Origin of the sequence: Pontibacter roseus DSM 17521, assembly GCF_000373265.1 — a bacterium.
In the GTDB taxonomy this organism is placed as follows: domain Bacteria; phylum Bacteroidota; class Bacteroidia; order Cytophagales; family Hymenobacteraceae; genus Pontibacter; species Pontibacter roseus.
On sequence record NZ_KB890769.1, the window covers coordinates 91,995 to 116,939 of the forward strand.

A 24,945-nucleotide genomic window follows, 5' to 3' on the forward strand; every position below is an offset into this window, starting at 1 on the left:
TAATTGATTGTTCAGTAGTTTAGTTATTAGACTTCTTCTTTGTTGGTGTTGCTTTCTGCTTAGTATTCTGCTGTTGCTGTGTCTTGCTTTGGTTTTCGTCGCTCTCTATACCTGTCTCTGGCAAAGCGTTCGGGTCATCTACAACGCCATTGGCTGGCCGCTGTCCCGGTGTATTTTGCTTATCAGAGGCCAGACCTAACTCCTCCAGCACATATTCGGTATAGTCATGTACCGGATTTGTGTAAATCATAACCAGGTCTCCTGATTTGTCAAAAACTGTCTGAAGGCCTTTTGCCTTCGCTACTTTCTCAACAGCTGTAAAAACCTCATCTTGTATCGGCCTTATCAGGTCCTGTCGGCGCTTGAACATCATGCCTTCGAAGCCGAAAACCTTGCGCTGGTATTCTCGCACCTCATTTTCTTTTTTGGCTATTTCGGCTTGTCGCTTTTGCTTCATCTCTTCGGTGAGCAACACTTCCTCGGCCTTGTAGTCCTGCTTCATCTTCTCCACAGCCTGGTACATGCCTTCAATCTCCTTCTGCCAAGCCTCAGTATACTTGTCCAACTCCGTTTGCGCTTTGGCGTAGGCAGGCATCTTGCTCAAAATGAAGTTTGAATCAATATAACCAAACTTCTGCGCCTCCGAAACATTGGAAAGCAGAAATGCTGCCAAAAAGATGAACAAAAACTTTTTCATACTAATTCATTACCGTAACTGCTGTCCAATCATGAAGTGGAACTGGCCACGTTTGGCATCTGCTGGCTGACCAGGCAAGTCATCAAATCTCCAGCCGTAGTCAAAGCCAAGCAAACCAAAGGCAGCCATAAAGATGCGTACACCCACACCACCGGAGCGGTACAGTTTGAACGGCGTGTAGCGGTCGTATGAGCCAAAGTTGTTTCCTGCCTCCAGGAACGCCAGACCATAGATGGTAGCCCCAGGGTTAGGCGAAATCAACTGCCTTGCCTCCAGTACAAACTTGTTGTAGGCAATACCGCCTGTGTTGGCCAAAGTAGGATCTGCGTTGTTTATCACTGATTCATCATCATAGCCACGTAGACCGATGTACTCGGTACCCACAAAGATATTACCGCCCCCTAAGCCCGAACCGCCCAGTCTGAAACGTTCAAATGGCCCAATGCTGGCATTTGAACTGTACTTGCCCAGAAAACCGAAGTGGGCTCGTGTGTTCAATACCAAATTCCCTGCCACATTTACAAACCAAGAGGCGTCGAACATCCATTTATTGAACTCTACATATTCATAGTTGTCCTTCTTATCTGTAAACAGTGAGTAGGGAGGTGTTAAGTTCAAACTCAACGATATTTGTGAGCCTCTCCTAGGGAATGTCGGGTTGTCAATGCTTACTCGAGCGAGTGTGTTGTTAAAAGAAATACTGTTAGATGTGCCATTTCCGTTATTCAGCTCGTTGCCGAACAACCTATAGTTCTTCAAGGTATAGCGGTTATAACCCAGTGAGTGGCTCAGTTGGAAGAAGTTGTCGGGCCACTGCAGCCTGCGTCCTAAACTAACAGAGGCGCCATCTACGTTCAACCTGCTATCAATGTCTTGCCTTGAATCTCTGCGTATAGTTTTGAACAAGCTTACAGTAAGGGAGTTTGGCTTACGACCACCTAACCATGGTTCCGTAAAGGAGAGGGAGTAGGACTGGTAATATTTGCCGTTTGCTTGTACGTTTAGAGCAAGACGCTGTCCATCACCACTTGGCAATGGTCTCCACTCCGACAGGTTTAACAGCTTGCGTGTCGAGAAGTTGTTCAAGGTAAGGCCAACGGTACCCACCGCACCGATAGGTCCACCCCAGCCGCCGGAGAGGCTAATCTGGTCATTCGGCCGCTCAGTCACTGTGTAATTGATGTCCACAGTGCCCTCAGCCGGGTTCGGAATAGGATTCAGACCGATTGTCTCTGGGTCAAAGTAACCCAAACCGGCCAACTCATTTCTGGAACGGATAAGATCTTCACGGCTATACTTTTGGCCAGGCAGCGTACGGATTTCACGCAGCACCACATGATCACTGGTTTTCGTGTTTCCTGTTACCGTCACTTTGCTGATAGTAGCCTGCGGCCCTTCAGATACGCGCATCTCTACATCTATGGAGTCTCCTTCCACTTTCACCTCTACCGGGTCAATCTGGAAGAACAGATAACCGTCGTTCTGGTAAAGGGCAGATACGTCAATGCCATTCGGGTTGTAGTTCAAGCGCTTGTCTAGTTCCTGCTTGTTGTATACCTCCCCTTTGTCTATACCTAGCACACGGGTCAAATAAGCGTCATCATACAGGTAGTTGCCGTTCCAGGTGATGTTGCGGTAGTAGTAGCGGTTGCCCTCATCTACTGTGATACGTATACCTAAGCGGTCTTCGCTCGTGTTGTACACTGAGTCTGACACGATGATTGCGTCTCTGTAGCCTTCAGAGTTATAGAAATCCAGCAGCAGCTGTTTATCATTCTCATACTCTGAGCGCTGGAACTTAGAAGAAGTAAACAACTTATAAAGGCGCTTCTCTTTGGTCTTCTTCAGCTGACGCTTCAGCTTTTTGTCAGAAAATGCTTCGTTGCCTTCAAATACAATCTCGGAAATTTTTACTTTATCGCCTCGGTCTATGTTGATGTTTAGCACCACGCTATTGGGCAGCAGTGAGTCAGGCCGCTGCACGATGTTTATCTTAGCATTCAGGTAGCTCTTCTCAGCAAAATACTTACGTATGATGTTGCGGGTGCTGTTCAACACGGCATCTGTCACAACCTTACCTCTTATCAGGTTTATCTTCTCGCGCAGGGCGTCCTGCTGTGACTTGTTTATACCCGTGAACTCAAAACGGGACAAACGTGGCCGTTCCTTCAAATCGAAGTTCAGGTATATCTCATTGCCCTCTACTTTAGTTACGTATACCTCAATATCACCCAAGATACCTTGGTCCCAAATCTTTTGGATGGCACGGCTGATATCCTCGCCAGGAACAGTGATTTCGTCTCCTACCTTTAAGCCAGTGAATGAGGTGAGGGAAGCGGGGTCCAGGAACTTAGTGCCGGTGAACTCGATGCCACCTATACGGTACTGCTTCGGCTGTGCGTAGTCAATCGTATTGTTCTGAGGAGGATTATTTAGGACTTGTGAAGAAGCTGTGCCTGTAACTAGCAGAAACACAAGCACCCATATGCATCTTGTCATTAATCTGTTCACTTTGTTAGTTGTTCACTTGTTTTGCCAAAGCGGCGTTCCCGCCTTTGATAGGCCACAATGGCTTCGTAAAGATGCTCTTTTCTGAAATCAGGCCAAAGCAACTCTGTAATATAGAGTTCGGTGTAAGCCAACTGCCAAAGCAGGAAATTGCTGATCCGCTGCTCACCACTCGTTCTTATCAAAAGCTCTGGATCCGGTATACCGGCTGTAGAAAGATGCTGCGCAACAGTTGTCTCACTGATTTGATTAGGGTCTATACTTCCTTGACCCACTTTTTGAGCTATTCGTTGCATGGCCTGCGCGATGTCCCAGCGTCCACTGTAACTGAGCGCCAGTACCAGCGTCATACGCGTGTTATCTTTTGTTATTTCAATCGCCTCCAGCAACTCGCGCTGGCAAGCAGCCGGCAGGCTATCCCTGTTCCCGATGGTCTGAAGGCGGATGTTGTTTTTATTTAGGGTGGCGGTTTCTTTTCTGATGGTTGACACCAACAGTTGCATCAGCGCAGAAACCTCTGTGGCAGGACGTGACCAATTCTCAGTAGAGAAGGCGTACAACGTAAGGTATTCTATACCCATCTCTGCTGCAGCCTCTACTGTTTCTCGCACGGCTGTAATCGCACTCTGATGACCAAATATCCGTAAACCTCCCCGCTTTTTTGCCCAACGTCCATTTCCGTCCATGATAACGGCAATGTGTCTTGGCAAATTGTCCAAATCTACTTTTTCCTTAAAATCCATTAAACCACAATTTCCCTGCAAGTTACAAAAAGCAAGGAAATTTAATGAAATTTTAACTTGTTAATCCAACACACCCGCTTTCCGCTTGTATACAGGAGGGCAATTTATACGGTAGATAGTGTAGGAGAGGCTGATACCGTTGTAGAAGTACATGTCTTTGTCAAAAGGGTTGGCAATCGCACTTCTGTCACTCGCACCCTTTGGCCCCAGAACTGGTCCGCTAGAATCTTCATGCATGTAGTCTATGACATCATTGAACATCTTACGTGCTCCGAACTCTGCCCCCAAGTTCCAGTGACGACTCAAAGCATACTTCACCCCTACCCCAAATGGGACAGAGACTGTGAATTTATTATCGAAAGGCTCATGAATGTCTCCGTCCTCTGATAGTTGATGATTGTAGTTTAACAGAGCAACTCCCGCAAATAAGTAAGGAGACACACGGTGGGGTTTTCGTATATCTTCATAATAGTCAAGGAAATTGTACTCCATTGCTAGAGAAAACTCTGCTAGGCTTAATTTCAAATCGTAATCTCGCCAATCATGATATGGAAGGTCTTGAGAGTTATCCCGAAAAGCTTTGTGCTCAAAGATGCGGTGGCTTCCCATGAAGGCGGCGCGAAAAGTCAATGGTGCTGAGATGTCACGGCGGTAGAACACTGTGAAAGCAGGTTGGTTATTCAGGAGTCTATACTTTGGCGATATTTCGCCTTTATAATTGGCGCCTCCTATACCTCCTCCTATTTCACTGGTGGTTAATGGTTGCCGAGCCTGAGCTTGGGCTTTGCCAACAAAAAAGACGCTCCCTATTTGCAGAATGAGACAAATGAGGAGCGCCTGCTTAATCGTATTAAAAGTCATGTATGCTGAATTTCGGAGTTTAGGAAAACAACGAAGGGTGCTTCGTTCTATTATCTAAACTTCGGTCTTCTTACGCGAGGATTTAGAATATAATTCACACCTAGGTTCGTCTGGATGTACCAATCGTTATCGGAGCTATTTCCTCTTGTACGGTTGTTGTTAACGCCGTAGTGCTGCAAGCGTTTGTACGGCGTACCGGATGGATCATCTAATATATTCCCAAACCCACTCTCAGCGCTTCTGTCAGAAAATATAACCGAAGCTTTAGGGTTATCGCCACCGCCATTTAGCAAATCATTTTTGTTAACGTGCGCTGTGCTCACATCATCCAAATAATCAGTGAAGGTAGCTCTCCAGCTCATTTCAAAACTGAAGTCCCAGTTTCTGTCCAACTTATATCTTACACCAAGACCGAACGGAATGGCAACCTGAACTCTTTTGTATGGCTCGTTCGGTGTACCTTCAGCATCTGTAAATTGCCCCTCCGTTCCCAGCGGCTGCAGTGCATACCAACCTGTCTCAATGTCATCCGCTGCCCCTATACCAGGATGAGAACCTGCCTCATAATAGGCTTTCGGGTTGTGGTGGAACAAAGCGATACCCACAAAACCGTAAGGAACAAAGTCAGGGCGACGGCGGTAGTAGTTACGGTTCTCGAACAAGTCGATGATAGCCACGGCGCTCAGTTCCTTGATGTCGTTACGGAAAGAAAGGTTTCTTCTGTAGCGGCCTTCGTTCTCTCCTTCATCCGGAGAGGCCGCTTTTGCATCATCACCCGCTATGCGATTCCAGTTGAAGGCAATCCGAGAAGAGATACGCGGGAAATGCCGCTTTGTATAGTTTATACCGACACTATGACGCGTAGACCCCAACCGGAAACTGGTAAAATCAGGCTCTGGCACCAAGTCCCCAAAATAGTTACTGGCTCCTAATGTCACACCCACGGTGGCGTACCGCTTACGCACCGTAAAACGCTGCGCCTCTGCATCCAGGGGGGCAAAAGAGATTGTAATAACAAACAGTAGTAACAGAGTAATAAATTTCTTCATAGCGAACCAATTTCTTTTAAAGCAAAAACGCAGGGCTTACACCTATTGCAAACTAAACTACAGTGACAAAAATAGCGATATTTTATTGCTATAAAAATTGTATGCAAAATTTTAAATATATTTTACTTAAATATATTGGTCCGCTTGTCTAGCCCCCAGTTCAGCTTGCCCCGCAGTGTCGTCAGGAAATTGACGTGGTGCAGCTTGACAAGCCTAGCAACAAAGGCTTCGCGGCGTACCGCTATCTGAACAGACATGTCTACGGGCATCGACCTTGAGTCAAGCGTGGCCAAGTAGGTGCTGCTTCTGCCTTCTACCTCAAACGAAATCACGCTTCTGTCAGAGACAATCATGGGCCGCACGTTCAAATTATGCGGGCATACGGGTGAAATTACGAAATTGTTGGTCTGTGGCAGCACCAACGGACCACCACAACTCAGGGAGTAACCTGTAGAGCCTGTCGGTGTCGCTACAACCAAGCCATCAGCCCAATATGTGTTCAAATATTCACCATCTATATACGCATGAACAGCTATCATGGCCGATGAATCGCGCTTAAGCAGACTGAACTCGTTCAATCCGAAGTTGATGCCATCAAATATCTCTTGATCTGAATCTACGCGTATGAGCGCCCGGTCATCCAGGTTATAGTGGCCTTTGAACAAGGCATCCAGGGCTAGGTTGATACTATCATGGGCAATGGTGGCCAGAAATCCTAGCCTCCCGGTGTTGATGCCCAGAATAGGGATTTGCAATGCCCCCACGTAAGTGACTGTATCCAGCAAGGTACCGTCCCCTCCAATGCTCAGGACAATGTCCACCCCCTCTAGCTTGTCGCCCCGGCTGAACGTGCCAAGGCCGGTGGGCAAGTTAATCCTGTTACTGAGAAACAGGCTGAAATGCTCCACCACGGTCACCTCCGCCTTCCGGCGCAGCAACTCATCAAACAGGTTTTGAATGAACGGCTCGTACTCCTCACCGAAAGGTTTGCCCAATATAGCTATTTTCATATAAACTACTATTTCTTCAGAAAGGAAATCTTCCGCTTAGGTAAAATCCCTTGTTGCCCTCCCTGTTTACTGTGTATTCAGCGCGGAAAACAAAGTCATAGAAGGTGACCATGTGCAGGCCAATACCCCCACCCAGCAGCAGGCGGTTTGCTAACTGGTTACCTTGCTCAAACACTTGGTCTGCCACATAGCCTGCGTCTGTAAACGCATTGGCATAGAGCGCCAACGGCACCTTGTTGAATTTTGGGCTCTTGATAAATTTAAGTTGGATACCCTCATGCTGAAACAATTCCCGCGTCAGGCCTTGCTTGAAAAGCCCAAAGTGCTGTCCACCTACCACATTTAGCTCATAGCCCCGCACCAGCGACCTGAAACCCAGTGCCACATTATCGGCATACGCATAGCGCTTTGACAGTCTGGCTTGCACCTCACCTCCTATACTATAATAGTACTTGCCTGGCAACTTGAGGTATTTAACATACTTAGCCCGCAAGGTGGTAATCGGTGCTCCAGTGTTTTTGATAAATAAAGTCTGCGCGGCAATGGCCTCAAAATAGCTTCCGGTGAGCGGATAGATGAAGGAGTTGCGCAGGTTGATAACTTTTGAGAGCTCTATACGCATGTACTGCCGCTCCCGCACACTTTGCCTGAAATACTCCGGGTTCAGGAGCAGCACTGAATCTGACACAGCCTCATCTACAAATGAAAACCGCAGCCCCTCCTGCCGCTGCACACTCTGCCTATGTATAAGCCCTGTTGATACCGAGAAACGTTTAATAGGCAATCCCTGCTCCTGCTCAAAGAAGCGCTGCCGGTTGTTGGTTGTCCTGTAGTCTATCACGCGGCTGCGGTAGTCGGCTATACCTAAGTCGAAGCCCACCTTGTGACTGCGGCTGACATAAGGCACTCGATACACCAGTTCTAGTCGCTTATTGAAGCCACGCTGCACCCGCAGCCGCACCTCCTCATTCCGTCCTCGGAAATTCCGCCGGATGATGTTGACGCCATAATCCACACGACTCAAATCCTTCTTGTCGAGCCACGCGTTGAAGTTGCGGTCGGCTAGCGTCAGGACGGGCAGCGGGTACAGGTACCAGCGCTCCTGCATGGTATAGACCACCGATACCCGCCCCTCTTCACAGGTATAGGTATAGCCCACCTCATGAAAAAGGCGCAGGTTGAAAAGGCGCCTCCTGTTCTCCTCCAGTCGTTGCTCCAGGCTGGCGGAATCCAGCGTGTCTCCCACGGCCATGTTCAGCTCGAACAGCAGCACCTTCTCTTTGGTGGTCTCATTGCCTTCCATCCGGATGGCATCAATGACTACCTTCAGGCTATCGCAAGGGGCGGCTGCAAGGGTATGGCCCAGCAACAGCAGCAGACAGGCGACAATACAAAAGCGCACTGGCTGCACCCTAAATGTCGAGGTATTTGAACAGCATGTCCAGGCGGTCGCGACCAACATCATACTTGGTGCTGTCCTGGAACTGGGCCGTGACTCTATATTCGAATCGCTCCAGCGTGGCTATGATGCGGGTAAGGTCAGTGGTATTGAGTTTGAGGGTCAGCTTGATGCTGTAAGGGTCCACCTCATCCGGCGACACATAGGCGCTCAGGATTTTGGTGTTCTCCTCCTCTATCAGGCGGCTGATTTGACTGAGGGAATAGTCGCGCTCCGGCATCGAAAGCACCAGGATGCTCCCCTGCCCCTGCAGCGCCGACATCTGTCCAAAGGCGGCTAGGGTGTCGTTGATGGTGATAATGCCCATGTAGTCCTGCTCCTCGTCGAGCACGGGCACCACCTGTATCTTGTTTTTAATGGCCGCCTCCATCACATCGTAGAAGTGCTGTTGATGCATCACATGCACATCCTGGAACTCCAGTTGCACCTGCTCCAGCGTCTGGCTGCGGTCATTCAGCTCAATCAGGTTGCTCTCGGTAGCCAGGCCCATGTACTTGCGGTTTTTGGACACAGGCAGCTCGTTTACGCGGAACTCATCCATCCATCGCAGGGCTTTATCGACTGTATCGTAAAGCTTCAGCGGCGGTATCATTTGGTTGATGAGTTCTTCTGCTATCATGAGGCTGTTTCCCGTGCTTCTGTCCTGGCCAAAAATTTATTTAAGATACTGTTAAACCTGTCCGGATGTTCCATCATGGGAGCATGTCCACACTTATCTATAAAGTATAGCTCCGAATTCTTGATGAGCCGGTTGAACTCGTGCGCTACCAAGGGCGGTGTAATCGTGTCATTCAGTCCCCATATCAACAGTGTGGGCACCTTTATGTTCTCTAAATCTTTGCCCAAGTTGTGGCGTTGCGCCGATTTGGCGATGGCGATGATGCGGAGACACTTAGAGTTGCTGTTGGTGATGTCAAACACTTCATCCACCAGCTCTTTTGTGGCCGTTGCCGGACTGTAGAAGGTATACTCCACGCGCTCCTTCACATAATCGTAGTTGCCACGCTTGGGGAACGAGCCGCCCATAGAGTCCTCGAACAGGCCCGAGCTGCCGGTCAGCACCAGGTGCTTCACTTTTTTGGGGTTGTTCAAGGTATAGACTAATGCCACATGGCCCCCAAGGGAATTGCCAAGCAGCGTCAGGTCACTCAGTTTCTTAAATTTAACGAAATCTTCAATGAAAGCAACAAGTCCGGGCACCCCTGCCTTGTGCAGCGCCATCTCGTAAATGGGCATCAACGGGATAACGACACGGTACTGCCTCGAAAAATAATCTACCACGCCATGCCAGTTGCTCAACGCGCCAAAGAGCCCGTGCAGCAGCAACATCACTTCGCCTTCACCTTCATCAATGTACTGGAAATCGCCTTCTTGTTTGACCTGTAGATTCATTTCGGATACTCTATATTAGCTACTTCTACTATAAATGCCCTGCATTTCAATACGCAATATTAGCAATACTAACCCAATTTCGCAGCATATCGAGCCCATAAGTCGTCAGGGCGGCCTCCGGATGAAACTGCAGCGCATACAGCGGCAGGTCCCGGTGGCGGAACGCCATAAGCTCACGTTCTGCTGTATACGCAAGCGGCACGATGCAGTCAGGAATGTGCTGCAGCACCAGCGAGTGGTAGCGCACCACAGGCATCTGAGCAGGCAGTCCTTTGAAAATCGGGTCAGGCTCGCAGCTTATCTCTGAAATCTTGCCGTGCATGGGTTTTATTCCTTTTGCTAAGGTGGCTCCGAAGAACTCCCCTAAGGCTTGGTGCCCCAGGCAGATACCCAGCATGGGCACCCGTTCATGGTAGTGGCGTATGACCGCTGGCATTACGCCTGCTCCCTGCGGCTCACCAGGGCCCGGCGACAGCACCACAGCCGTGATAGGCAGCTTTTTTATCTCTTCCAGCGGCACATCGTTGCGCACCACATGCGCCTCTACCCCCAGTTGCCCAAAATAGTCGACGAGGTTGTAAGTGAAGGAGTCGAAGTTGTCGAGCAGCAACAGCATGAGCGGGCAGAAGGATTAGAATTGGTCCTTGAGCGAGAGCAGCAGTGCCTTCACGAAAGGCAGCACATAACTCACGACGCCCAAAGCATAAGGGGTTGTCTTCAGCACCACTGGGTATACCATGGAGTCGGCCGCCGTCTCGGCGGTGATGGAAATGCCAGCCATATCGGATACGTATAGTAGCAGGCTCAGGGCCAGGCACCACTTCAGCGCTCCCAGCAGGGCGCCCAGTATGTTATCAAATAGCCCGAAGGGAGTGAAGTCGATGATTTTTTTGAGGAGAAGCCCCAGCACACGCACCCCCAGGATGATGGCGACGAACACCACCAGGAAAGTGACGAAGGGCAGCAGGCCGCCCGCATCGCCAATGTAATCGCGCATAACGGGCAAGGCCGAGTCCAGCAGTTTCAGGCCCAACAGTATACCTAACACCAAGGCCAGCAGGGAGATGAGCTCCAAGAGCAGCCCCTTGCGGAAACCCATGAATGCGCCGAAGAGAATCGGCAGCGCCAGAAAAAAATCGAAAGTGCTCACGCTGTAAAATAGTTGAAGGCAGGAGCAGTTTCGTCACCACTCCTGCCTTCAAATATAATTTAAAAGCTGCACTCGTCATAACCCGGATGGCCGGGAAATGGAGGTGTTTCCTAAAAATCTGTGTTGTTGAGCAGGTCGCTTACTGCTTTGGAGATGGCGCGCCCATCCGCCTGACCGGCTAGTTCTTTGGACGCCACACCCATCACTCTGCCCAAATCAGAAGGCCCTGTAGCACCCACGCGCTGAATGATGTCCAACAGGCGCACGCGCAAATCGCCTTCGTCCAGCTGCTTGGGTAGGTACTCTTCTATCACGGCTAGCTCGGCCAGCTCCACCTGCTCCAAATCGGCGCGCTGCTGCTGCGCGTATACCTCAGCGGACTCGCGGCGCTGCTTGGCTGCCCTGTTCAGCAGCTTCATCTCCGTGTCTGGGGTGAGGCCTTCGCCGCCGCCTTTCTCGGTCTCGGCCAGCATGATGAGTGATTTGATGCTTCGGAGCGCCTGCAGGCGGGGTTTGTCCTGGGCAAGCATCGCTTGCTTGATGTCCGCTTCAATGCGTTGTTTTAAACTCATGGTTTTATTTTGATTTATAGTTCGCGGCGAAAGGCATGCGCCCTGCCTTCTGTTTATACACTACTACGGCAAAGGCCATAGGTTATCATCTTAAGCAAAATTCCACTAATTTAGTCTCTCCGTATAGCATATGTATAGAAGCCGCAAGGCTGCAACACACATACCCATGACTAAACTAAGTGTAAATATAAACAAAATAGCCACGCTTCGGAACGCCCGCGGCGGCGACAGGCCCAACGTGGTGCAGGCAGCCAGGGACTGCGAGCGGTTCGGGGCCCAAGGCATTACAGTACATCCCCGCCCCGACGAGCGCCACATCCGCTACCGCGACGTGTACGATTTGAAGGAAGTCGTGACGACGGAGTTCAACATAGAGGGCAACCCGACACCCGACTTTCTGAGGCTGGTGAAGGAAATCCGGCCGGCGCAGGCCACCCTGGTGCCGGACGCGCCGGACGCCATCACCTCCAACGCCGGCTGGGATACGCTTACATACAAGGACTTCCTGACCGATGTTATCTCGGAATTAAAGGAACTGGGTATACGCACCTCCATCTTTGTGGACCCGGATGTGCGTATGATAGAAGGCGCTTCTATGGTGGGCACAGACCGGGTAGAGCTGTATACCGAGGCCTATGCCCAGGGCTACCCTTCCAATCCTGAAGAAGCCATCCGCCCTTACCTGGTGGCGGCCCAGAAGGCGCAGGAACTGGGCATTGGACTCAATGCCGGCCACGACCTGGACCTCGATAACCTCAAGTATTTAAAACACACGCTGCCGGGGCTGCTGGAGGTGAGCATCGGCCACGCCCTGATTTGCGATGCGCTATATCTTGGCTTGGAGAACGCCATCCAGCTATACCTGCGTCAGCTGAAATAACCGTGGTCAACACCATCCCCATAGAAGAATTCCTGCAGAAGGCGACGCAGTTGCCCGTGCTGGATGTGCGCGCGCCCAAGGAATACGGCGTCGGACACATTCCACAGGCGCACAGTTTCCCTATTTTCACGGATGAGGAACGGGCAAAGGTGGGCACGGCCTACAAGCAGCAGGGCCACGACCCGGCAGTGCTGATTGGCCTGGATTTGTTTGGTCCGAAAATGTCGGGTTTTGTGAAGCAGGCCGAGAAACTGGCGCGCGACAGGGAACTGCTGGTACACTGCTGGCGCGGCGGCATGCGCAGCGGCTCCATGGCCTGGCTACTCGATTTCTCCGGCTTCAAGGTGCATCTGCTACAGGGAGGATACAAAGCCTACCGGCACCTGATGCAGGAGCAGTTCGAGAAGCCCCGCCCTCTGCTCGTGCTGGGTGGATTGACGGGCAGCGGCAAAACGGACCTGCTACCCTACCTGCAACAGCTCGGCCAGCAAGCGATAGATTTGGAAGGTATAGCCAACCACAAGGGCTCTGCCTTCGGAAGCATCGGGATGCCGCCACAGCCCAGCAGCGAGCACTTCGAGAACCTGCTGGGGATGGAATTCCTGAAATTGCAGGAAAACAGACCACTTTGGCTGGAGGACGAGAGCATCAGTATTGGTCGGGTGCAGTTGCCCAAACCGCTTTATGACCAGATGCAGGATTCCCCAGCCATTGTGCTGGAAGTGCCCCGGCAGCTGCGCGTGCGGAAGCTGGCCGAGGAATACTGCCGCACTGACAAAACCTTATTGGAGGCATCCATCCTGAAAATAAAGAAGCGACTGGGAGGCCTGGCCACCAAGGAGGCGCTGGAGGCCATTGAGGCGGGTGACATGGAGAAGATGGTGGATATCGCGCTCGCCTATTACGACAAGACTTATACCTACGACCTGGCCAAAAAACAGCGGGTACTGCCGCTTCACTTGGAAAGCCTAAACCCCGAAGAAAACGCTCAGCGGGTCCTGGCACTCGCAAAACAGCATCAACTTATCTAACCATGGAAGAGACGACACAACAAGACATAAAACTGACCCAGTACAGCCACGGCGCTGGCTGCGGCTGCAAAATATCCCCCAAAGTGCTGGACCAGATTCTGCACACCGATATCCATTACCCCGAAAACGAGAAACTGCTGGTGGGCAACAGCTCCCGCGACGACGCGGCCGTGTACGACATCGGCAACGGCCGCGCCGTCATCAGCACCACCGACTTCTTCATGCCCATCGTGGATGATGCCTACGACTTTGGTCGCATCGCCTCCGCCAACGCCATTTCGGATGTGTACGCCATGGGCGGTATACCTACCATGGCTATCGCCGTGCTGGGCTGGCCCATCGACAAGCTGGCACCGGAGGTGGCCAAACGCGTGATTGAAGGCAGCCGCAGCATCTGCCACGAGGCAGGTATACCTCTGGCCGGTGGTCATAGCATCGACAGCCCGGAGCCCATATTTGGATTGGCCGTAACCGGCATGCTCGACATCCCCAACCTGAAACGCAACGACACGGCCACCGCCGGCTGCGAGCTATACCTGACCAAGCCGCTCGGCGTGGGCATCCTGACCACCGCGCAGAAGAAAGCCATACTGAAGCCGGAGCATGCGCACCTGGCGCCGCAGCAGATGATGCAGCTCAACAAAATAGGCGCAGAACTGGGCAAGCTGCCGCAGGTGAAAGCCATGACCGACGTGACCGGTTTCGGTCTGCTTGGCCACCTTTCAGAGATGTGCGAGGGCAGCAACCTGAGCGCTGAAGTGTACCTGGACAAAGTGCCCGTGCTGCCGGAGGCCCTGGAGTACATGGCGCAGAAAGCCATACCTGGCGGCACGCACCGCAACTTCGACAGCTACGGCCACAAGATAGCCGAACTCACTCCGGACCAGAAGCACCTGCTCTGCGACCCGCAGACCAGCGGCGGCCTGCTGGTGGCCGTTGACCCCGCCGGCCGCGAAGTGGTGCTGCAGGTGTTCGCCCAGCATGGGCTGCAGCTAGAGCCACTGGGTATACTGAAGGAACGCGGAAACTCTCAGCACCTGATTGAGGTACTATAAGAACCTATTATCCAGAGAAGACATGAAACTACACTACAAGGAAATGGGCCACGGACAGCCGCTGCTGATACTGCACGGCCTGTTTGGCACATTGGACAACTGGCAGACACTGGCCAAGCGCCTCGCCGAACACTACAACGTGTTTTTGGTGGACCTGCGCAACCACGGCCGCTCACCGCACAGCGAAGAGCATACCTACGACATCATGGCCGATGACGTGCTGCGCCTGGTGGATGATTTGAAGATTCCGACGCCGGCCATCATGGGCCATTCCATGGGCGGCAAAGTGGCGATGAAATACGCTTTGAAATACCCGACCCGCATCACCAAGCTGATTGTGGTGGACATCGCTCCAAAGGCTTACCCGCCGCACCACGACGAAATCATAGAGGCGCTGCAGTCGGTGAATCTGGAAGGCGCCACCAGCCGGGGCGAAATCGATGCGCAGCTGGCTAAATACATCGAATCAGACGAAGTACGGCTGTTCCTGATGAAGAATCTGTACCGCAAGGAAGACAACACCTTCGGCTGGCGCATGAACCTCGATGCCATTGACAGGAACTATGCGAATGTCGCCGCCGCCATCACCTCCGATACGCCTTTCAAGAAAAGCACGCTCTTCATCAAAGGCGGCAGGTCGCGGTATATTCTGCCGGAAGACGTGTATGGCAGCATCGAGCGCCTCTTCACTTTGGTAGAGGTGGAGACCATACCCAATGCCGGCCACTGGGTGCATGCCGAGGCCCCGGACCAGGTATACGAGCTGGTGACAACGTTCCTGTCCACGGACTGAAACAGGCGCTGACATCACAGTAATCTATGAACGCCATACCTGCAACTGCCACGGCCGACCAAGCCGTGGCAGTTTGCGTTGGTAAGTATGCAGGCCACAGGAATTAATCGAATCTTCAATCCAACAATGCAGTACCTTTGCACCCATGAAGAAGACCGGCACGCTATACCTCATCCCGACCATCCTCGCTGAAGGCACCGCCGACCAGGTGATATCGCCGCAGGTGAAGGACACGGTGCGCCACCTCTCCTATTTCATTGTGGAGAACCTGCGCACGGCCCGCCGCTATGTCAAGAGCATCTGCCCGGAGCTGGTTATTGAGCAACTGAACTTCGTGCAGGTGGACAAAGACGCCACGCCCGCCCAGGTGCAGGCCTCGCTGAAACCGCTGCTGGAACAAGGTATAGACGCCGGGATTATCTCTGAAGCGGGTTGCCCAGGTATAGCCGACCCCGGCGCGGAGGTGGTGAAGTATGCGCATCAGAAAGGTATACGAGTCGTGCCCTTTGCCGGCCCGTCGGCTATTTTGCTGAGTCTGATGGGTAGCGGCTTTAACGGGCAGCGCTTCGCCTTCCACGGCTACCTGCCCATCGAGAAGGGGCCCCGCCTGCAGGCGCTGCGCGCTTTGGAGAAGGAAATGCAGCAGCGGGACCAGACCCAGATTTTCATGGAGACGCCCTACCGCAACAACAAGCTGCTCGAGGACCTGGTGCAGACCCTGAGCGGCGGCACCCGCCTCTGCATCGCGGCCAACATCACCTCTCCGGAGCACGAGCTCATCCAAACCAAAACCATTTCTGAATGGAAGTCCCAGCTGCCCGACATACACAAGCAACCAGCCGTTTTTCTGATTTATAAATAAAGAGTTTGGCTCGCCATACCTGATTAACAGACTTGGAAGGCCACTGTATTGGTATAACTACCAATTGTCAGGCGGAGTTCGGGTGGCGCCTCTCAACAACTGGCAATCGTCTGCGAAACGGAACGGGCTGAAGGCATAGTCAATGTCAGTGCGCCTGATGGTGACCTGCTTCACGCTGACTCCGGACACATCGAAGAACCCAATCACCGTTTCCCGTTCATCGCCCTCGTTGTACATATTTCCCTTCACCTCGGCCGGTGGCGGGTCGAACACGGTGCCAGTGGCCTCTTTCTGCTTTTCCAGGATGCGGAAGTAATTGTAGGCGTCTTCTGTGATGGCGTGCTGATAGACCGTCAGTCGGTTCTTTACCCCCAGATACTTTTCAAAGGGAATGAACAGCACGTTCTGGTTCAGTACTCGGTTCCCGTTCGTCAGGCGGTCATCCGTCACTTTAAGGATTTCCAGTTTCTCCTCGAAAAAGCACTGGACACAGCACTCCTTGGGGGCAGGCAATCCTGTACTAGGGTTCACGTATTCGTCTGGCTGTGTAGCGACTTCGTATTCCGTTGCGAACGACCAGCGCAGGAAGTTCTTTGCCGATGCCGGGTCCTGATAATCCACCAACACGCTATACCCGGAGTATAGCTGTTTTTCGCGCACGCCGTAAAAGGCGAATGTCTGCTCGTCTACCTCAAAATGAATGGCGTCTATAGGTATAGGCTCAGTCATGACAACCGGCTTGGACTGGTAAAGCTTGCTGCCTACCATAATGTTCAGCACGTAGGTATGGCCCGTCACTCCAATTGCATTGCTGTCCGCGACAGGGAAATAATACCCGGCCTTGTCGTACGCGAAAGCGTAGTTCGCGCCTTCGCTGCTCGTTACGCTGACCATGGCCTTCTCCTCAAACTCGTTGTAGGGCGAGGAATGGGGCTGTGAATAACTCAGGCGCACATAATTGAGACTGGCCACATTCGTGAAATAGCCTTCCACCACCAGGTGCTCCCGCTGTTTGTCCAAGTCAACCTCCACAGGGTCTATGCAGCCCACCAGGAGCAAAAGCGCAAATGACAGCCACCTTACCAGCATACCCATTTAGAATTTGACATTGAAGTTGATAGATGGAATCGGCACCCCAATTACTGATAGTTTGTACGCGCTGGGTGGCTCCCCATAGTAATGCTGGTACAGCATGGAGTAGGCGTTCTTCCGGCCGTACAGGTTGTAGACAGAGATGCTCCCGCTATACTCCGCTCTCCCCCGCTTGATTATCTCTCGGTTCAAAGCCACATCCAGCCGGTGGTAATCGGGCATGCGCTCCTGGTTCCGGCCGGCGTAGTTGGAGAATATCTGGCCCTGGAACCAGTACCAGGAGTCGGCCGCCGTCACGGGCCTTCCGGAGGTATAGGTGAAGTTGCCTGATAATTTCCAGTTGGGCCAGAGGTGATAATCCGCAAAGATGTTCAGGTTGACGGGCTTATCGTAGTTGGACGGGTATGCCTCACCATCGTTGATGGTCTCGGCGGCAGTCTCTCCGGCTATCTTCCTGAACGCCCTGGAATAGGTCAGGCTCACCCAGCCCGTCAGCCGCCCCTGGTTCTTTTTCAGCATCCATTCAGACCCATACGCATACCCATCTCCGAACACCAAATCCGATTCCAAGGTGGGGTTGAGCAGAATGGTGGCGCCGTCCTTGTAATCTACCTGGTTGTAGAGCATTTTGTAATATACCTCCCAACTGAAGTCATACCTCTTTTCTGGTTGCGTGTAAAAATAACCCAGGGCCAGTTGGTCTGCCGCCTGTGGCTCCATGTACCTGTTTGACAGCTTCCAGACATCCACCGGGGTGATTGCCGCCGTATTGGAGATGATTTGGATGTACTGCCGCGTTCTGCTATAGCCCCCCTTCAGGGAGGTGTTGTCTGTCAAAGAGAACTTAAAGGAGGCGCGTGGTTCAATTCCACCGTAGGTCTGCACCACACTTCCGGCGCCATACCTAAGGGTGTCGACAATCGTCAAATCACTTCTTGGTTGGCCTTCCGCATAAACGTATGTAGCGGATGGGCCTATCTTGTAAAACCGGGAGTAGCGAAGCCCCAACGAGATGGATAGCCTGTTGTTGAGGGTGATTTCATCGTTCAGATAGGCGACTGTTTCTACTCCTTTGTCTTCTTCGAGGGTACGCCGGTTCAGGCTCGAAGTACCGTAAGACACCAGGTCGCCCGGTTTGATGGTATATAGCGAAGCCTCTCCCCCGAAATCCAGCTGGTGCTTCGCCTTCCCGAAAAAACCAAAGTCCAGCTTCACCTGTGTCAAATCTATACCTGAGCGCAGTTTGAACTCCTCTCCCGCAGACAGACCCTCCACTTCGTTCTCATACACGCTCTTGACCAGCGTGGCTATACCTGTAAAGTTGTTGTTGAAAAGATGATTCCACTTCAGGCTGCCAAGCGTGTTTTTCCACTGGTAGGTGGTGTCATTCGGAAACTTGAAGCCATCGGCGCTATGGTAACCAGAGAAGCTCAGGCTGTTGCTTTCATTGAGCCTATACCTGAATTTCAGGTTGCCGTCGTAAAAATGGCCTGAACTGTTTTTAATGTTGTCATTGGGAAAGAGCCTCATGATGTAACCCGGATAAGCTCCCCTTAGGGCGACCAGCATGGTAGCCTTCTCCGACAGCGGACCATCCATACTGAACTTGGCTGTTATCGGAGACAGTCCTATCTCATACCTCATCCGCTCCTCGTTCCCATCCCGCAGGCTCACATCCAGAATTGACGAAATCCTGCTCCCATACCTGGCCGAGATTCCACTGCGGTGGAGCTCATAACTTTTCAGGATATCCGGGTTATACACCGAGTAGAAACCGAATAAGTGGTTCGCGTTGAAGAGAGGCGCATCATCCATGAGCACCAGGTTCTGGTCCGAACTACCGCCGCGCACAAAAAAACCGGATGTTCCCTCTCCCGCATTCACCACGCCCGGCAACGCCGAAACACTTCTCAACACATCCGCCTCTCCCAACAGCTTTGGCATCCGGGTCAGCATCTTCTGGTCCAGGAAGGAGCTTCCCATGTGGGTGGAGTTAATATCGGTCACTGGCCTGGCCGTGATCTCCACCTCTCTCAAGCTGAAGTTCCGCAACAGTAGCTTCAGCTCTATTTCCATGTCCCCGTCAACCGTGATGGTCTCTCTGAGAGGTGCCATACCTATATACTGGCAGGTGATGACGTAAGTGCCCTTGTCCAGCATCACAGCGAAGCGGCCTTGCTTATCAGTCAGCGCTCCCTTCTTCACTGGCGCAATCATAAGATATGCGTTTTCCACTTTTTCACCCCAGCCCCCTCTCACGGTGCCTGATAACTTATATTGCTTGCCCCCTGATTGGGCCCATACCTGCTGGCTCAGCAAGAACGCTATTAGAAGCAACGCCATTATCTTGTGGAGCATGCGGTATGGTATTTTAATATTTTTAATTATGAGTATACGAATCTTATCCTCACATGCTTGCTCTTTTTAAAGCTTTCATTCAGTGCCCCTATACCTCTGCGTACATCCCCTGATTAGTTATGGAGCTAATTGGTCGTGACAGAATACATTGCACCTTGCTTCTGGCGTTAGGTACCATCCAAAAACAGAAAAGGCCCCCAGATTCTGGGGGCCTTTTTCAAATGAAGAAGACTACTACCTAATATTTATAATCTACTCCTGATTATTACTCTAATCTATAAGGTAATCTATTTTATTAGTATGCTCCGTTAGTTAACATCCCACCATACCGGCTTGCCGAACAGGAAGTCAACGATGCCTGTGCTGGCAGCCTCTACGTTGGCTCTGTTAGTGCTTCGCTCTTGGTTGGTGTAAGAGAAACGCAGCGGAACGCCTCTTCCAGGGAAGAAGGAAGCCGGTACCTCCTTGATTGTGCTTGGGAAGCCTGTTCTTCTGTACTCAGTGAAGGCCTCGATGCCGTTACCGAACAGGGCAATCCACTTCTGCACGCTGATAGCCTCCAGCTTGTTCGTCTGGGTGGCGAAGTTCACAGATGGCTGAAGCAGGTAAGCCTCCACAGCAGCACCAGTCAGGCCATTCAGCTCCATGCTAGAGCGGATACCAGCGTTGTACGCCTCTTGAGCAGTCATACCCACGTTCCATCCACGCTGAGCAGCCTCAGCCAGAATGAACATCACCTCGGCATGCGTCATGATGTACATAGGCTGCGTAGCAGTTTTACGGTACATGTTACCAATGCGTGACACAGTAGCCAGCGATGGCTGGGAAGCCGCACCGTTCTGCTGGCCCACATAGGTTTTGCCCATGTAAGTGAAGCCAGCTCCTGCCGCAGGCTGAGCCGCTGGCTCTGCATATACAGTTACACGTGGGTCGTTCTTGGAGGCAAGCACGTCTACCATTGTCTTACTGATAGCATGGTCATCACGTGTGATGGAGTTCTCGAACCATGGGTTACGGTAAGGCTGAGCACCCAGGTAAGCAAGCTCTGCGTTATCGGCATTGCTCGTGAAGATAGGGTACTTCGCGCGGTCAGCCATGATGGCCTCTATACCTTCCTTGGCTTTGTTTGGAGCTACGTTAGCCATGTGGATAAGCAGACGCAGACGCAGGGAGTTCGCGAATTTCTGCCACTGAGCAGCGCTACCACCATAAATCAGGTCTCCACCCACGCTACCGCCTTGAGCAAGCAGCGTATTGGCTGTCTCCAACTGGTCAAGCATGTCCATGTAAATGGACTCCTGGCTATCATACTTCGGGGTCATGTTACCCTCTGTGCCACGCAGGGCCTCAGAGTAAGGTATATCACCCCAAAGGTCCGTCACGTTCTGGAAAATCCAGGTCTGCCAGGTACGGCCAACGCCTTCCATGGCAGCATCACCGTTCTCTTCGCCTTTCTGCACTACCAGGCGGGCATCCAACAACGGGCCCGCGTAAAGCGCATCCCAATGCGTAGAGAAGTCAGACGCTCTGAAGTTATAGCGGTCCTCGTCAATGTACTGGATTTTGGCGATTTGCTGCGCCCAGGTAGCTGTATAGGTAAGGTTCACGCTAGCACCGAACAGGCGGCTAACGGCCGACTGCTGCGAAGCAGGCAGGATAACGCTTGCCGGAACATCTTCAGGGGCGTTGGGGTTGGTGTTGATTTCCTCGAAATCCTTATCGCACGAGCTCAGGCCAAGGCCCATCAGCAGCGCGATGCACAATTTATATTTTGAAAATCTGGTCATTTTACAATCTGTTTGAGTTTGAACTCTTAATAAAATTACAGCGTCAGTCTCAGGTTAACACCCCAGCTCTTGGTAGATGGCAGTGCACCAAACTCAAAGCCCTGGCTGGCAATATCAGCACCGAAAGCTGTCTCTGGGTCGATGTGCGGAGCGTTAGCATGAATCAGCCACAGGTTGCGGCCAATCAGGTTGATGCTGGCACCTCTCAGTTTCACTCTGCTGGTGATGGACTGTGGCAGGTCGTAACCTACTACCACCTCACGCAGCTTCACGAAGCTACCATCGAACACGTGCGCCTCATGCAGGCCGTACAGACCTTGCCAGTATTGCTGAGCAGGAGTTCTAACCGTGTTTGGCTGGCCGTTAGGACCTACACCTTCAATCAGGAGACCTTCCTCACGTCCTTCCAGTGACTCTTCGAGCACACCGGCATACTGACCAAACATGTGCGTTACAGAGAACACGTCACCGCCTTTTCGCGCGTCAATCAGGAAGTTGAAGTTGAAACCTTTGTAAGAGAAAGAGTTGCGAACACCACCTGTCCAGTCTGGCACAATGCTGCCCAGTGTTTCAGTTGGACCAACTCTCGGACGGCCTGCAGCGTTCAGCATCAGCCTGCCCTGGTCGTCTCTCAGGTAAGTAGTACCTACCAGTGAACCGAATTTCTCACCTGGTTTTGCCTGAAGGCTCACACCCCAGTACAGACCCAGCTGGTAAGCCTCAAGGCCTTCTGTCAGGGACACCACTTCGTTCTGGATTTTAGCGAAGTTCACCAACACATCCCAAGTGAAGCCACCGGCAGTTTTGATTGGAGAACCGCCCAACTGCAGTTCCAGACCTTTGTTCGTAATCTCACCGATGTTCACAATCTGGCTAGTGAAGCCGGATGCGCCTGAGCGGGTAACGTTCACAATCTGGTCAGTGGTGCTCTTGTCGAAGTAAGTAAGGTCCACATAGGCTCTGTCCTGCAGGAAGCGCAGGTCTGTACCCACCTCAAAAGAGGTTGTCTGCTCAGGCTTCAGGTTAGCGTTAGCCAGTGTGTTTGTGTAAGACAGGTTCGGACGGCCATCCCATGGGTCGAAGGCACCAAAAGTACCAGCGGTTCTGTATGGGTCAGTGTCGTTACCTACCTGTGCCCAGCTCGCTCTCAACTTACCGTAAGACAGTACATTGGAGTTCAGGCCGAATGCATCTGTAAACACCAAGCTGGTAGATACTGATGGGTAGAAGAAGGAGTTGTTAGCCTTTGGCAAAGAAGAAGACCAGTCGTTACGGGCAGTCACGTCCACAAAGAAGAAGTCTTTGAAGCCGAACGTACCAGTACCGTACAAGCTGTTCACCTCTTTCTGGCTTCTGTAGTTCTCTGGCGATGGGTTGCCCTTCGAGTTAGAGATGTTGTAGATGCCAGGAACGGCAAGAGCGCGTACCAGCACATCGTTCATTCTGTAAGTGTTGCGACGGTTGTTACCACCAAATGAAGCTGCTATCGAGATGTCGCTTGTGATGTCTTTGTTGGCACCCAGCAAGAAGTCGAAGTTGGTCTCATTGCGGTACAGGCTCTGCTCGTAGAAGCTGCCTTCTGGATAGTCGATTGTGTTCACGGCCCAGATACGCTTGCGGTCGTCTGTGTAGAAGTCGCTACCGCCACGCACCATCAGGTTCAACCAATCAGTGAAGTTATACTTCAAAGAGGCGTTACCAATAATACGGTCACGCTGGTTGGAGTTCAGGTTCTCGTTTACAATCCAGTATGGGTTGTTGTGGTAGTTGTAATTCCAGTTGTACTGGGTACCGTCGGCGTTCTTGTAGTTCTTCAGTCGCTCGATGTCTACCTGACGACCGAACCACACGAACTGCTGCATAACGTTGTCACCGGCGTATCCGTTGGCTGGGCGGTTGTCGCTCGCGTTCTGAACATAGTTCACGCTGGCGTTGGCGCTCAGTTTAGGGCTCAGCTGCATACCTGCGTTCAGGCCTACAGAGTAGCGGCGCAGGTCAGTGTTTGGCACGATACCAGTCTGGTCAATGCTACCCAAAGACAAACGGATGTTCGCTTTCTCGGAGCCAGCTGTTATACCTACGTTGGTGTTGTGCGTGATACCTGTTTCGAAGAAGTTCTTCACGTTGTCAGGGTGTGCTTGCCAAGGGCCGCTTCCGAAGAACTGGTTCTTGGTGCTGCCGTCCAGGCGAGGGCCCCAGCTTTCATCCACACCGTCCTGGTCACCGCCACCGGCACCGTCTACGTATTCGAACACGCCGTTGTAGCCCTGGCCATACTCGTTCTGGTAGTCAGGCAAGCGAAGCGGTGTGTCAAACGTGGTGCTGTGGTCCAACGTGATGCCCAAGCCTTGTGTTCCTTTACCAGACTTGGTCGTGATGATGATCACACCGTTGGCCGCGCGTGAACCGTAAAGGGCGGCCGCGTTGGCACCTTTCAGTACAGAGATAGACGCGATGTCGTTCGGGTTGATATCAGAAGCGGCGTTACCGTAGTCAACACCACCGTAACCGTCGTTTCCGTTTGTAGAGTTATTGATTGGAACACCGTCCACTACGAAGAGCGGCTGGTTGTCACCAGTCAAAGAGTTGTTGCCACGCAGTGTGATACGGGAAGATGCACCTACCGCACCGCTTGAGTTCACAATCTGAACACCGGCTACTTTACCATTCAGGGAGTTCACCACGTTGGTCTCACGGGCTTGGTTGGCGCTCTCGCCAGACACTTCCTGTATGGCATAACCGAGGGCTTTCTTCTCACGCTCGATACCGAGGGCGGTTACCACCACCTCGCCAAGCTGCTTTGAATCGATGCCCATGGCCACGTCAATCGTAGAAGCCGCGCCAATGGCTCTCTCTACCGTGCCGTAGCCTACAAATCTGAATTCGAGGGTGTTGCTGCCTTGCGGCACATTGATGGAGTAATTACCATCCGCACCAGTGGCGGTACCCACTGTGGTGCCTTTCACCAACACCGTTACCCCTGGCAAAGGTTGGCTCGTGGTAGCATCTGTCACCTTACCGGTGATTGCCCGCACCTGCGCCATGGCCTGCTGCAGCAGGGCGGACACAAGTAACAGGCATAGCATTAGAAGTTTTTTCATTGCGCTGTTTGTTTTAGGTAAGTAATAATTGAGTTAAGGTATTGACTTTGCCATCTTGCCTGTACCTGGCTGCAGATGGTGATATGTTTGTTTGAAATCGACTAAGCGTTTTCTGTCTCTCTTCTTTCACCTCCTTCCCTTGCACGAGTGAGTCAGTACTTGAAACACCTGACTGACAGAACTTTGTATGTGACTTGTTATGGACTAACTTGCTGAGCCACATATAGAAACCCACCAGCTTTAAATCAATATCTTTCTGACAAAATGATTGAATCTAGCTTAGAAAAGATAGCACATAATTTAGTCAAACCTATAGATAAAGCACAGAATAGCTGCCTTAGGTTGAACGCCTAAAAAATGCACTACAAGCCGTGGCTCAAATGCGCCAAAAGCTTATTAGCTGGTTTAAGAAATTGTTAGCTGAATGCTGATGTGAAGCTGCAATGGATGCGTAATGACTCAATCAGAAGTATAAGTCTTTTCATGTTAATGTTTGTTTAAGGTGAGATAAGGTCAATTTTAGGGAATGTTTTCGGTTTTAACAA

21 protein-coding genes are annotated in these 24,945 nt (G+C 51.8%); 5 read left to right on the plus strand and 16 right to left on the minus strand.

Annotated features, from left to right (window positions below; translation table 11 throughout):
• Positions 1-19 precede the first annotated feature (19 nt).
• The 12 genes from B051_RS0119650 to B051_RS0119705 all read right to left on the minus strand — a co-directional run bounded on the left by B051_RS0119650 (position 20) and on the right by B051_RS0119705 (position 11,441).
• Positions 20-697, minus strand: a complete 678-nt coding sequence (locus B051_RS0119650) for an OmpH family outer membrane protein (protein ID WP_018479945.1) — start codon at positions 695-697, stop codon at positions 20-22.
• A 9-nt stretch (positions 698-706) separates the two neighbouring features.
• Positions 707-3,196 carry an outer membrane protein assembly factor BamA gene (bamA, locus tag B051_RS0119655; RefSeq protein ID WP_018479946.1) on the minus strand — a complete coding sequence of 830 codons (2,490 nt, stop codon included), beginning with the start codon at positions 3,194-3,196 and terminating at the stop codon, positions 707-709.
• 8 nt (positions 3,197-3,204) lie between these two features.
• Positions 3,205-3,948, minus strand: a complete 744-nt coding sequence (locus B051_RS0119660) for an isoprenyl transferase (RefSeq protein WP_018479947.1) — start codon at positions 3,946-3,948, stop codon at positions 3,205-3,207.
• A gap of 60 nt (positions 3,949-4,008) precedes the next feature.
• Positions 4,009-4,809, minus strand: coding sequence for a type IX secretion system protein PorG (porG, locus tag B051_RS0119665; protein WP_018479948.1), 801 nt, complete (start codon positions 4,807-4,809; stop codon positions 4,009-4,011).
• 50 nt (positions 4,810-4,859) lie between these two features.
• Entirely contained in the window at positions 4,860-5,858 is a 999-nt protein-coding gene (locus B051_RS0119670; RefSeq protein ID WP_018479949.1) for a DUF6089 family protein, read from the minus strand.
• A 122-nt stretch (positions 5,859-5,980) separates the two neighbouring features.
• The gene (locus tag B051_RS0119675; protein WP_018479950.1) at positions 5,981-6,868 is read right to left on the minus strand and encodes an NAD kinase; all 888 of its coding nucleotides are present in this window, start codon (positions 6,866-6,868) and stop codon (positions 5,981-5,983) included.
• A 16-nt stretch (positions 6,869-6,884) separates the two neighbouring features.
• Positions 6,885-8,270, minus strand: a complete 1,386-nt coding sequence (locus B051_RS0119680) for a POTRA domain-containing protein (RefSeq protein WP_245539673.1) — start codon at positions 8,268-8,270, stop codon at positions 6,885-6,887.
• 10 nt (positions 8,271-8,280) lie between these two features.
• Positions 8,281-8,946, minus strand: a complete 666-nt coding sequence (locus B051_RS0119685; RefSeq protein WP_018479952.1) for a CBS domain-containing protein — start codon at positions 8,944-8,946, stop codon at positions 8,281-8,283.
• Positions 8,943-9,719: an alpha/beta fold hydrolase gene (locus B051_RS0119690; protein WP_018479953.1), complete on the minus strand. Its 777-nt coding sequence runs from the start codon at positions 9,717-9,719 to the stop codon at positions 8,943-8,945. The genes B051_RS0119685 and B051_RS0119690 overlap by 4 nt, the downstream gene beginning before the upstream one ends.
• A gap of 46 nt (positions 9,720-9,765) precedes the next feature.
• Positions 9,766-10,335 carry an anthranilate synthase component II gene (locus tag B051_RS0119695; protein ID WP_018479954.1) on the minus strand — a complete coding sequence of 190 codons (570 nt, stop codon included), beginning with the start codon at positions 10,333-10,335 and terminating at the stop codon, positions 9,766-9,768.
• A gap of 15 nt (positions 10,336-10,350) precedes the next feature.
• Complete coding sequence (locus B051_RS0119700) at positions 10,351-10,869, minus strand: CvpA family protein (protein ID WP_018479955.1); 519 nt, start codon at positions 10,867-10,869, stop codon at positions 10,351-10,353.
• Positions 10,870-10,979: 110 nt separating this feature from the next.
• Positions 10,980-11,441, minus strand: a complete 462-nt coding sequence (locus tag B051_RS0119705) for a GatB/YqeY domain-containing protein (RefSeq protein WP_018479956.1) — start codon at positions 11,439-11,441, stop codon at positions 10,980-10,982.
• A 166-nt stretch (positions 11,442-11,607) separates the two neighbouring features.
• On the opposite strand from B051_RS0119705, the gene B051_RS0119710 reads away from it, so the two are divergent.
• From B051_RS0119710 to B051_RS0119730, 5 genes are all read left to right on the plus strand, one after another.
• Positions 11,608-12,321 carry a pyridoxine 5'-phosphate synthase gene (locus B051_RS0119710; RefSeq protein ID WP_026236551.1) on the plus strand — a complete coding sequence of 238 codons (714 nt, stop codon included), beginning with the start codon at positions 11,608-11,610 and terminating at the stop codon, positions 12,319-12,321.
• A gap of 2 nt (positions 12,322-12,323) precedes the next feature.
• Complete coding sequence (mnmH, locus tag B051_RS0119715) at positions 12,324-13,352, plus strand: tRNA 2-selenouridine(34) synthase MnmH (RefSeq protein ID WP_018479958.1); 1,029 nt, start codon at positions 12,324-12,326, stop codon at positions 13,350-13,352.
• A 2-nt stretch (positions 13,353-13,354) separates the two neighbouring features.
• Positions 13,355-14,407 carry a selenide, water dikinase SelD gene (selD, locus tag B051_RS0119720; protein WP_018479959.1) on the plus strand — a complete coding sequence of 351 codons (1,053 nt, stop codon included), beginning with the start codon at positions 13,355-13,357 and terminating at the stop codon, positions 14,405-14,407.
• A 22-nt stretch (positions 14,408-14,429) separates the two neighbouring features.
• Positions 14,430-15,200 (plus strand): alpha/beta fold hydrolase, encoded by a 771-nt coding sequence (locus B051_RS0119725; protein WP_018479960.1) that lies wholly within the window; start codon positions 14,430-14,432, stop codon positions 15,198-15,200.
• Positions 15,201-15,345: 145 nt separating this feature from the next.
• Positions 15,346-16,062, plus strand: coding sequence for an SAM-dependent methyltransferase (locus B051_RS0119730; protein ID WP_018479961.1), 717 nt, complete (start codon positions 15,346-15,348; stop codon positions 16,060-16,062).
• A 57-nt stretch (positions 16,063-16,119) separates the two neighbouring features.
• Here B051_RS0119730 and B051_RS0119735 read toward each other — a convergent pair whose 3' ends face one another.
• The 4 genes from B051_RS0119735 to B051_RS0119755 all read right to left on the minus strand — a co-directional run bounded on the left by B051_RS0119735 (position 16,120) and on the right by B051_RS0119755 (position 24,400).
• Positions 16,120-17,151, minus strand: a complete 1,032-nt coding sequence (locus tag B051_RS0119735; protein ID WP_157579122.1) for a DUF4249 domain-containing protein — start codon at positions 17,149-17,151, stop codon at positions 16,120-16,122.
• Between the two features lie 6 nt (positions 17,152-17,157).
• Positions 17,158-19,512 (minus strand): TonB-dependent receptor, encoded by a 2,355-nt coding sequence (locus B051_RS0119740; RefSeq protein ID WP_018479963.1) that lies wholly within the window; start codon positions 19,510-19,512, stop codon positions 17,158-17,160.
• A 308-nt stretch (positions 19,513-19,820) separates the two neighbouring features.
• A complete protein-coding gene (locus tag B051_RS0119750; RefSeq protein WP_083919483.1) occupies positions 19,821-21,299 on the minus strand; it encodes a SusD/RagB family nutrient-binding outer membrane lipoprotein in 1,479 nt (492 codons plus the stop codon).
• Positions 21,300-21,334: 35 nt separating this feature from the next.
• Entirely contained in the window at positions 21,335-24,400 is a 3,066-nt protein-coding gene (locus tag B051_RS0119755; RefSeq protein WP_026236553.1) for a SusC/RagA family TonB-linked outer membrane protein, read from the minus strand.
• Positions 24,401-24,945 lie beyond the last annotated feature (545 nt).